This is a genomic window from Vicinamibacteria bacterium, from assembly GCA_035620555.1.
In the GTDB taxonomy this organism is placed as follows: Bacteria; Acidobacteriota; Vicinamibacteria; order Marinacidobacterales; family SMYC01; genus DASPGQ01.
In genome coordinates this window covers 1-8,619 of the sequence record DASPGQ010000451.1, presented here as the reverse complement: position 1 = coordinate 8,619, position 8,619 = coordinate 1, and the positions used below count along the sequence as shown (strand labels likewise).

The window sequence follows — 8,619 nt, the reverse complement described above, 5'->3', positions numbered from 1 at the left end:
CCGCGGCAGGCCCATCGACGCCGCGAAACGAACGAAACGACCGTCGAGGCGCGGCTCGTACTCGACGGCGCGGGCAATGCCTCGGTCGATACCGGGATCGGGTTTCTCGATCACATGCTCGAGCTCGTCGCGCTTCACGGTCGGTTCGACCTGGAGGTCCAGGCCAAGGGCGACCTCGACGTCGACACCCATCACACCGTCGAGGACGTCGGTCTCGTGATTGGCGAATGCCTCCTTCAGGCGCTCGACCAAAAAGCGGGTATCCGCCGTTTCGGCGTTTCCTACGTGCCGCTCGACGAAGCCCTCAGCCGGGTCGTCGTCGATCTCTCCGGCCGCCCCTTCCTCGACTTCCACGTGGCTTTCCCCACGGAGCGCGTGGGCGCGTTTCCGACCGAGCTGTTCGAGGATTTCTTTCGCGCCCTCTCGGATCGCGCGCGGCTGACGCTGCACGTCGATCTCCTGCGGGGACGAAACAGTCATCACATCGCCGAGACGATCTTCAAGGCCTTCGCCCGATCGCTCGCTGAAGCCGTCGCTCGTTCGGAGAGCCGAGCAGTTCCCTCGACGAAGGGTACTTTGTCCGAATGAGGGTCGTGCTCGTCGATTACGGCGTGGGCAATCTCGGCAGTGTGCGACGGGCTTTCTCCCGGATTGGCGTTCAGACCACGATCTCGAGCGATCCCGCGACGGTCGAGAGCGCCCGATGGCTCGTGCTCCCGGGCGTCGGTCACTTCGGCGAGTCGATGAAGAACTTGCGGGGGCGTGGCCTCGAGCGCGCATTGCGGGAAGCTCTGTCCCGGGGCGCGCGGCTTCTGGGAATATGCGTCGGCTTTCAGATGCTCTTCGAATCGAGTGAGGAAGCGCCCGGCGTCGAAGGTCTCGGTCTTCTCCCGGGTGAAGTCAAGCGTTTCCCCGACGGGGTTCTCTCCCCGCATATCGGATGGAATCAGCTCGAGTCGGTCCGTGCCTCCGGACTTCTGAGCGAGATCGCGGAAGGGGACTTCTTCTACTTCCTTCACTCCTACTACGTCGCGCCGCGCCTTCCAGAGATTGTCTGGGCGATGACCGACTATGGTCTGTCTTTTTCCAGCGTCGCGGGCCAGGGAGCGGTTTGCGGAATCCAATTCCATCCGGAGAAGAGCCAACACCTCGGTCTGAAAGTGCTCGCTAACTTTCTGGGGGCATCGTGAGGCTCATCCCCGCCGTCGATCTTCGCCGGGGTCGCGTCGTCCGGCTCCGGCAGGGAAGAGACGGCTCGGAGGAGATCTACGACCTGACGCCCGTCGAGGCCGCTCGGAGCTGGGAGTCACAGGGGGCCAGCTGGCTCCATGTCGTGGATCTGGACGCGGCGTTCGGTGAAGGGCGCCAGCGCGAGCCGGTCGCCGCGATCGTGAAGGCCGTGGACATCCCCGTCCAGCTCGGCGGGGGAGTCCGTAGCGACGAAGATTTCGTCGAGCTCGACGGGATCGGCGTATCCAGAATCATCTTCGGGACGGCGGCGGTCGAAAGACCCGACGTCGTGGAGAGAGCGCTTTCGCGGGCCGCCGACAAAGTCGTCATCGGAGTCGACGTCAAAGGGGGCCGTCTCGCCGTGCGAGGGTGGAAGCAAATGGTGAGTGACGACCCGGACGCATTCGGCCGAAAGTGGCGCGATCGGGGCGTACACCGCTTCGTCTTCACCGACGTCTCTCGCGACGGCGATCTGTCCGGGGTAAACCTCGAGGCGACGGCCGCGTTTGCTCGAGCTACCGACGGAGGGGTCGTCGCATCGGGTGGTGTCGGAACGCTCGAGCACCTGTCCGCGGTGCGAGGCCTTCCGGGCATCGAGGGCGTCATCGTCGGCCGGGCCCTGTACCAGGGAGCCTTCTCCTTCGACGAGGCGCAATCGATCCTCGCGGGCCCCGTCGAGAAGCTCTAACGCCGGGCATGCTCGCGAAGCGTATCATTCCGTGCCTCGACGTCGACCGCGGTCGCGTCGTCAAAGGCGTGAGGTTCGTCGGCATCGTGGATGCCGGCGACCCGGTCGAGGCGGCGGAGCTTTACGACGCGGAAGGGGCCGATGAGCTCGTCTTCCTCGACATAACGGCTTCCCACGAGGCGCGCGACATTCAGAGGACGATGGTGGAGAGAGTCGCCGAGAGACTCACCATTCCTTTTACCGTGGGAGGGGGGATTCGGTCTCCCGACGACATGCGCGACATGCTTCTCGCGGGCGCCGACAAGGTCACGGTGAACACGGCCGCGGTGCGAAGCCCGGAGCTTCTCTCCGCGGGAGCGAGCCGCTTCGGACGGCAGTGCGTAGTACTGGCCATCGATGCGAAACGCAACTCCGGGGGGGGATTCGAAGTATTCGTCGAGGGCGGACGCGCTCCGACGGGGCTCGACGCCGTCGACTGGGCGCGGAGAGCCGAGCGTCTGGGCGCGGGTGAGATCCTGCTGACCAGCATGGATCGCGACGGCACCGAGCTGGGTTACGATATCGAACTTACGAGACGAGTCGCCGAAGCCGTGAGGATTCCTGTCATTGCTTCGGGCGGCTGCGGGAAGCTGGAGCACATGGCGGACGCCCTGACGAGAGCCAATGCCAGCGCCGTTCTCGCCGCTTCGATATTTCATTTCGGCGTCTATCGAATGTCCGAGGTGAAAGAGTACCTCCGGCGGGAGGGGATATGCGTTCGCTGAGCTTCGACGAAAGCGGGCTGATTCCCGCCATCGTTCAGGACGCGGATGGAGATGCCGTTCTCATGCTCGGCTACATGAGCGCCGACAGCCTGGCGAAGACGCTCGAGACCGGGGAAGTTCATTTCTGGTCGCGAAGCCGCGGTAGGATCTGGCGAAAGGGCGAGACGTCGGGAAACGTCCTGCGTGCTCGGGAAATCCTCGTCGACTGCGATCTCGACTGCTTGCTCGTTCGAGCCGTGCCTCTGGGACCGACCTGTCACACGGGCGCGAGGAGCTGTTTCTTCGAACGGATCGATGGCTCCGCTCGCACCTCGTCCTCTCTCGGCGATCTGGTCGGAAGACTCGTCCGGACGATTCGCGATCGCGCCCGATCGCGCCCCGAAGGCTCGTACACGGCGAAGCTCTTGGAATCGGGTGTCGAGCGCGTGGCGCAGAAGGTGGGTGAGGAGGCCACCGAGGTCGTGATCGCGGCAGCCAAGACGAGCCGAGACGCATTGGCCGAGGAGTCCGCCGATCTCCTGTACCATCTTCTCGTCCTCTGGCAAGCCGTCGGCGTGACGCCGGAAGACGTGGCCGGCGTGCTCGAAACTCGCCACTCGGGGAGGAAACCGTGATTGGTCGCAACACGTTGATCATCGACGCCGACGATACCCTCTGGGAGAACAATATCCATTTCGAGGAAGCGGGAGAACGGTTTCTGGATCTGGTCGTGGAGCGGGGCGGGGAGCGCGAGACCGCGAAGGAATTGTTGATGCGTATCGAGCGCCGCAATGTCCCGGTACACGGTTATGGCACGCGCGGGTTCACGCGCTCGATGATGGACGCTCTCGAGGAAGTCACCGGACGCTCGGCATCCGCAGAGGATCGCGAGCGCATCCTCGCCCTGGGAGCGGAAGTGAGGAGGATGCCCATCCAGTTCTTGCCCGGGGTCATGCGCACCCTTCCGATACTGAAAGAGCGGCATCGGCTGATCCTCTTCACCAAGGGGGACCCCGACGAGCAGGAGGCCAAGGTCTCCCGAAGCGGAGCCCGAGCGTTCTTCCACGAGGCCGAGTTCACTCGCGAGAAAGCCCCGGCGGACTACGAAAGGCTCATCGAGAAGCACGCCATCGATCGTTTCCGGAGCTGGATGGTAGGGAACAGCCCACGGTCGGACGTGAATCCGGCGCTTCAGGTGGGACTCGGCGCCGTCTACATCCCTCACCCCAACACCTGGAGCTTCGAGCACGAGGAGGTTCGGGCTCGCGATGGAGCGCGATTGAAGGTCTTGAAGCGTTTCGCCGAGCTCTTGCACCACATCTTCGACTGACGGCGACTTTCCGGTCGGTTTTCCTCTTGACATCCCGGCGTTTTCGTTGGAAAATTCTGCTGGCCCTCCAACATCTCCCCAACCGTTGAAAGACGCGTGCCAAGGGGGGAGTCGTGTTCAAGAAGGTCGGACAGCGAATCCGCAAGGTCCGATTGGAACAGGGGATCAAGCAAAAGGATCTCGCTCGTCGGATCGGTATCTCGCAGGGTGCTCTGACTAATTTCGAGCTCGGACGCCGCAGAATCTCACTCGAGTGGTTGCTGAAGATCGCCCGGGCCCTCGAAGTTCCCGTCGGCTATTTCGTGGGCGCCGTCGAGCCCGCACCCGATGAGGGCTCACTGGGTCCCAAAGAGCAGCGACTCATCAAAGCATTTCGACGGATCTCGCGTGATCCGCGGCTCCAGATGGAGATGCTCCACGTGCTCGAGCGGGTCGGACAGCACATCGACCGCGGAGGAGCGCGCGTGAGCCGGAGCCTTTCGGCTTAGCCATCCCCAGGCCTGTTCCGCGCGACGCCGCGGGAGCACTCAGGCTCTCGCAGGCTGATGAAAAAGTACAGTCCAGCCTGCGCGAGCGGAGCGAGCCCGCGCAATCGTCCGCATGGGGCTGCTTCGAGGGAATCAGATGTGAGCACGCAGTGCGAATAATTGCCGCGCCGTAAACAGCCGAGCCGTGGCGGCACGATCGTTCACGGGTCCCGCCACGGCACTGAACACTCTTGATCGGAGGCGATTCGAGCCGATGCGCTACAATTTTGGGCATCAGCTCGACAATGCCAGAACTACCGCTATATCCCGCCCCTGGAGAGAGGGAGGCACCCGGCTACCAGCTCGAGCGCCGACGGAAACGGCTGATGGAAACGGGCGACGCCTCGCGGCCCTCCGTTTTCCGCAAGCTGAAGGAGAACTGCGTCTACGAAACCCTTCGATTGACGGGTGCCCCGCTGTCCTTCGAGAACGTGGCCGCCGGCGAGGGCCCCCTGGTTCGAGGCGTGGTCGATGCGCTCGACCGGATCGAGCGCGCGGCGATGGCGGACGAGGATCCCACCGCCTCGGTCATGAAGGACGTCCATCGTCTGGCTCTGCCCAGCGGGGACGGGAAGTTTCGCACCATGGATAGCCCACCACAGTTCGGCGCTCGCTCCTGTCCGGCGCGCTTCGTTCCTGCCAGAATATCCAATCTGGTGGAATGGCTCGGTGCCGAGAGCGCACGGTCGATGTTCCCCGCGGAACGGATGGCGCTGTTCTTCGCGCGCTTTCTCGAGATCGCGCCGTTCGAACATGGGAATTTCCGCGTCGCACACCTGGTCCTCAATTTCTTTGCTTACCGCGCTGGTTTCCCTTCGGTGAGCCTGCGCCTCGAAGAGGCTGCGGAAATCCGGAACGACGTCGAGAAGGCGATTGGCTTCGAGACCTGGCCTCTCGTCCAGCGGCTCTCGGACGCGTTGTCGCGGTCGCTGTCCGTCTGGGAAGATGCGGCCCTCGATTCTTCCCAGAGACGAGGTCCTTCGTGAGTGGACACGACTTCTACGCCCTTCTGGGAGTCACTCATGACGCGAGCGACGAAGAGATCAAATCCGCCTACCGCCAACGGGTGAAGCAGTGTCATCCGGACCGCGGTGAGACGGGCGACCCGGAGCGGTTCCGTCGCGTGCGGGAGGCTTACGAGACGCTATCGAACCCCGACCGCCGCCGTGAGTACGACCGGGAGCGCGCCGGCCGTTTCCCGGCTTCGTGGATGGGCGGTTTCGTGGAGCCGCTGTCGCCTCTCGGAGGCTTCAGGGAGATCTTCACGCCGCCGCCCGCCGACGTGCAGCTCGATATCATCATGAGCCCGACCGAAGCGCTCAGCGGCGGGAGAGCGGTGATCGAAGACCGGCGCGATACCCCGTGTCCTCGCTGCGCCGGCAGCGGGCTCGACTACTTCGGATGGTGCTCGAGCTGCCGCGGTCACGGGTGGCTTCGCGTCTACGAGCGCGTCGCCTTCGACATACCCCCCGGCGCGGAACACGGCGATTTTGTCATCGCGCGCCGGGCCGACGGTACCGGCGTCCGCGCCCGAATCCGGATCCGGGGTTAGTACTCGTTAGTCGTCGGTCAGGCGAAAGTTCGCGACGGGGTCATCGGCCGGGGCCCCATTGAATCGGTTATTGGGGAATTTCGACAAGAGCCAATAGCGAAAGCTTCCGAAGGCGAACCCGACGGCGATCGTGACCAGCAGGACGACCCCGACGAAGAAGAACGCGTTCAGGATGAACCACGCGAGGCTGGGCTCCGGATTCGGATCCTTGAGATTGAAGAATTTGATCTCGGGTTGCGCCGTCTGAAACGCGAGCAGGACCTCGATCCACATGAAGTGATTGTAGCCGCGGAGTCAAAAGCGTGCCAACCGCTGAGTACTCTAGTATGGCGAGGTCGACCCGGCGTGAGCCGCCGCCGTTTCGATCCGCATCGTCGGTGCGAGATTTCTGTGGTAGCTCCGAATCCCCGCCGCGATCGATTCCGCGACTTTCTGGCGGAAAGCCACCTTGTTGAGCGAGGAGGCGTCGTTGGCGTTGGTCACATAGGCGACCTCGACGAGGATCGAAGGGATTTGCGCCCCCAGGAGCACGTAGAAGGGAGCGGTCTTGACTCCCCGGTTTCTGGAATCCTTCTTCGAAGTGTAGAGCTGTTCGGCCAGGGTGTCTTGAACGTGAGTGGCGAAGTCGCGCGATTCCAGAATCCGGCTGTTGTTCATGACTTTCTGAAGAAGGCTCTGGAGCTCCCCCAGCCGGCGGGTGGTGACGGCGTTTTCCCGGGCGGCGACCTCGGCGGCGTCCGGAGTCGTGGCGAGGTTGAGGTAATAGGTCTCGGTGCCGCCCGGTCGCGCGCTTCTCGCGGCGTTGAGGTGGATCGACACGAACAAGTCGCCGCCCTTGGTATTGGCGATCGCGGTGCGCTCTTCGAGCGGGATGAAAATGTCCGAATCCCGGGTCATCAGGACGTCGAAGTCGTCCTCGAGCAGCTTGGCGACGCGCCTCGAGATGTCCAGCACGACGTCCTTTTCCACGAGACCCCCTCTCGACGTCCCCGGGTCGTGCCCGCCGTGTCCGGGGTCGATCACCACGCGGTTCGCGTGAAGGGCAAGCTGACGGGAGACCGACAAGGAACCGTCGCGCGTCGGCGAGGGAGGTAGTCTCAGATTCGTTCCCGACGCGGCCGCCGGGCCGGCCTCAGGTGAAGAAGCCGTCGCCCCGGGGGCGTTGTCGGCGACCGACGCCGAAGGCGCTTTCGCCGTTGGCTCGGTTCCCAGGATATCGACGACCAGCCGATAGGGGTCGGGAAGCCAGAAGACCTTGTATTCGCTGATGCTGTCGAAATCGAGAACGACGCGAACCACGTCCGGCCGGTTCTGGCCTACCCGGATCTGCCGAAGAAATCCGTCCTCGATGAGAAACTTGCGCGCCGCCAGGTCCTTCGCCAGCCGCGTCCCTCGGAGGTCGAAGAAGATGCGGTCGGGATCCTCGACCCGACCTTCCGCGAAGGTCACCTCATCATCCAGATCGATGACGATGCGCGTGTACTCCTTCTCCTTGCTCGTCCAGTGGCGTACGTTCTTGACGGCGACGACGCCGGGAGGAAGCTCCTCGGACTCTCGAGCCGCCCGCTTTAGGCGCGTCATCGAGTCGAGGAGTCGTTGTGCCTCCAGGCCCTCGGCGCTCTGCGGCCAGAGGGAGGTGACCTTGCGCAGCTCGATGCTGGCGTTTTTTCGATCGGAAAGCCGCTCCAGATAGACCTTGCCGCGGGTCAGCCGGGCTTTCCTCGCCCACTTGCTCGAGGGATAGCCATTCGCGAGCAGGAGATAGGAGTCAAGGGCTCGCTCGACCGCATCGCCGTCGGCTCCGAAGCGGCGATCGATCTCGCGGTAGAGCTCGGCTTCGAAGTAGAGCGCGTCGTCGCAGTACCCGCTCTGCGGATGCGTAGCGACGACTTTGCGATAGAGCTTCGCCACCCGTACCCACTCGGACTTGGCGGCGAGGAGCTCCTGGGATCGGTGCAGACGTTGCTCGGCGTTCTGCGCGGCCACGTACAGGGCTTTCGCCGACCCCTGGGCGGCCAACTCTGATGACGACAGCACGGCAATTACGGCGGCCGCGCAGGCCGATCGGCGAAAGGCTCGGTCCCACCGTGCGCGGGCGAAGGAGCCCAGAAGGTGAGTGCGTACCTTAGCGGAGCTGCCGATCCACCTCATCGAAGTAGTCCTTGGGCACGAGCACCTCGCGGCGGCTCGAGCCCTCGTTGGGGCCCACGATCCCGTCGGCCTCGAGCATGTCTACGATGCGCGCCGCCCGGCTGTAGCCGAGCCGCAGCCGGCGCTGCAAGTGCGAGACCGACGCCACACGCGTCTCGACCACGAGCCGGGCCGCCTGATCGAAGAGCTCGTCCTTGTCGAAGGCTCCGATCTCCGTCTGCTCCTGGGCCTGTAGGATCGATTCATTGTAGTCGGGTTTACCCTCCCGCCGCCAGAAGGCGACGAGACGGCCGACCTCGGCTTCGGAGACGAACGGGCCGTGGAGCCGGATGAGTCGAGCCGAGCCGGGCGGCAGCAACAGCATGTCGCCGCGGCCGAGGAGCTGCTCGGCGCCGTTC

12 protein-coding genes are annotated in these 8,619 nt (G+C 64.1%); 9 read left to right on the top strand and 3 right to left on the bottom strand.

Features of this window, described 5'->3' with window-relative positions; translation table 11 throughout:
• The 9 genes from hisB to VEK15_18335 form a co-directional block, all read left to right on the top strand.
• The coding region (gene hisB, locus VEK15_18375) for an imidazoleglycerol-phosphate dehydratase HisB (protein HXV62672.1) at positions 1-588 on the top strand (588 nt) is incomplete at its 5' end.
• The gene (gene hisH / locus VEK15_18370; GenBank protein HXV62671.1) at positions 585-1,190 is read left to right on the top strand and encodes an imidazole glycerol phosphate synthase subunit HisH; all 606 of its coding nucleotides are present in this window, start codon (positions 585-587) and stop codon (positions 1,188-1,190) included. The genes hisB and hisH, both read left to right, overlap by 4 nt.
• Positions 1,187-1,918, top strand: coding sequence for a HisA/HisF-related TIM barrel protein (locus tag VEK15_18365; GenBank protein ID HXV62670.1), 732 nt, complete (start codon positions 1,187-1,189; stop codon positions 1,916-1,918). Before hisH ends, VEK15_18365 begins: the two co-directional genes overlap by 4 nt.
• Before the next feature lie 8 nt (positions 1,919-1,926).
• Entirely contained in the window at positions 1,927-2,682 is a 756-nt protein-coding gene (hisF, locus tag VEK15_18360) for an imidazole glycerol phosphate synthase subunit HisF (GenBank protein HXV62669.1), read from the top strand.
• On the top strand, positions 2,670-3,296 hold the full coding sequence (hisIE, locus tag VEK15_18355; GenBank protein ID HXV62668.1) for a bifunctional phosphoribosyl-AMP cyclohydrolase/phosphoribosyl-ATP diphosphatase HisIE: 627 nt from the start codon (positions 2,670-2,672) through the stop codon (positions 3,294-3,296). The genes hisF and hisIE overlap by 13 nt, the downstream gene beginning before the upstream one ends.
• The gene (locus tag VEK15_18350; protein HXV62667.1) at positions 3,293-3,991 is read left to right on the top strand and encodes an HAD family hydrolase; all 699 of its coding nucleotides are present in this window, start codon (positions 3,293-3,295) and stop codon (positions 3,989-3,991) included. Before hisIE ends, VEK15_18350 begins: the two co-directional genes overlap by 4 nt.
• Before the next feature lie 113 nt (positions 3,992-4,104).
• Positions 4,105-4,479 (top strand): helix-turn-helix transcriptional regulator, encoded by a 375-nt coding sequence (locus VEK15_18345; GenBank protein ID HXV62666.1) that lies wholly within the window; start codon positions 4,105-4,107, stop codon positions 4,477-4,479.
• Between the two features lie 365 nt (positions 4,480-4,844).
• Positions 4,845-5,504: a Fic family protein gene (locus tag VEK15_18340; GenBank protein ID HXV62665.1), complete on the top strand. Its 660-nt coding sequence runs from the start codon at positions 4,845-4,847 to the stop codon at positions 5,502-5,504.
• Complete coding sequence (locus VEK15_18335; GenBank protein HXV62664.1) at positions 5,501-6,070, top strand: DnaJ domain-containing protein; 570 nt, start codon at positions 5,501-5,503, stop codon at positions 6,068-6,070. The genes VEK15_18340 and VEK15_18335 overlap by 4 nt, the downstream gene beginning before the upstream one ends.
• A 6-nt stretch (positions 6,071-6,076) precedes the next feature.
• Here VEK15_18335 and VEK15_18330 read toward each other — a convergent pair whose 3' ends face one another.
• The 3 genes from VEK15_18330 to VEK15_18320 form a co-directional block, all read right to left on the bottom strand.
• Positions 6,077-6,343, bottom strand: coding sequence for a hypothetical protein (locus VEK15_18330; protein ID HXV62663.1), 267 nt, complete (start codon positions 6,341-6,343; stop codon positions 6,077-6,079).
• 48 nt (positions 6,344-6,391) lie between these two features.
• Entirely contained in the window at positions 6,392-8,221 is a 1,830-nt protein-coding gene (locus VEK15_18325; protein ID HXV62662.1) for an N-acetylmuramoyl-L-alanine amidase, read from the bottom strand.
• A partial coding sequence (locus VEK15_18320; protein ID HXV62661.1) for a DNA translocase FtsK occupies positions 8,196-8,619 on the bottom strand: 424 nt, incomplete at its 5' end. The genes VEK15_18320 and VEK15_18325, both read right to left, overlap by 26 nt.

Bases quoted from the DNA above. Each gene is read 5' to 3' on its own strand.
- hisH (HXV62671.1), top strand. From the start codon at position 585: ATGAGGGTCGTGCTCGTCGATTACGGCGTGGGCAATCTCGGCAGTGTG.
- hisF (HXV62669.1), top strand. From the start codon at position 1,927: ATGCTCGCGAAGCGTATCATTCCGTGCCTCGACGTCGACCGCGGTCGC.
- hisIE (HXV62668.1), top strand. From the start codon at position 2,670: ATGCGTTCGCTGAGCTTCGACGAAAGCGGGCTGATTCCCGCCATCGTT.
- VEK15_18340 (HXV62665.1), top strand. From the start codon at position 4,845: ATGGAAACGGGCGACGCCTCGCGGCCCTCCGTTTTCCGCAAGCTGAAG.
- VEK15_18330 (HXV62663.1), bottom strand. From the start codon at position 6,343: ATGTGGATCGAGGTCCTGCTCGCGTTTCAGACGGCGCAACCCGAGATC.
- VEK15_18325 (HXV62662.1), bottom strand. From the start codon at position 8,221: ATGAGGTGGATCGGCAGCTCCGCTAAGGTACGCACTCACCTTCTGGGC.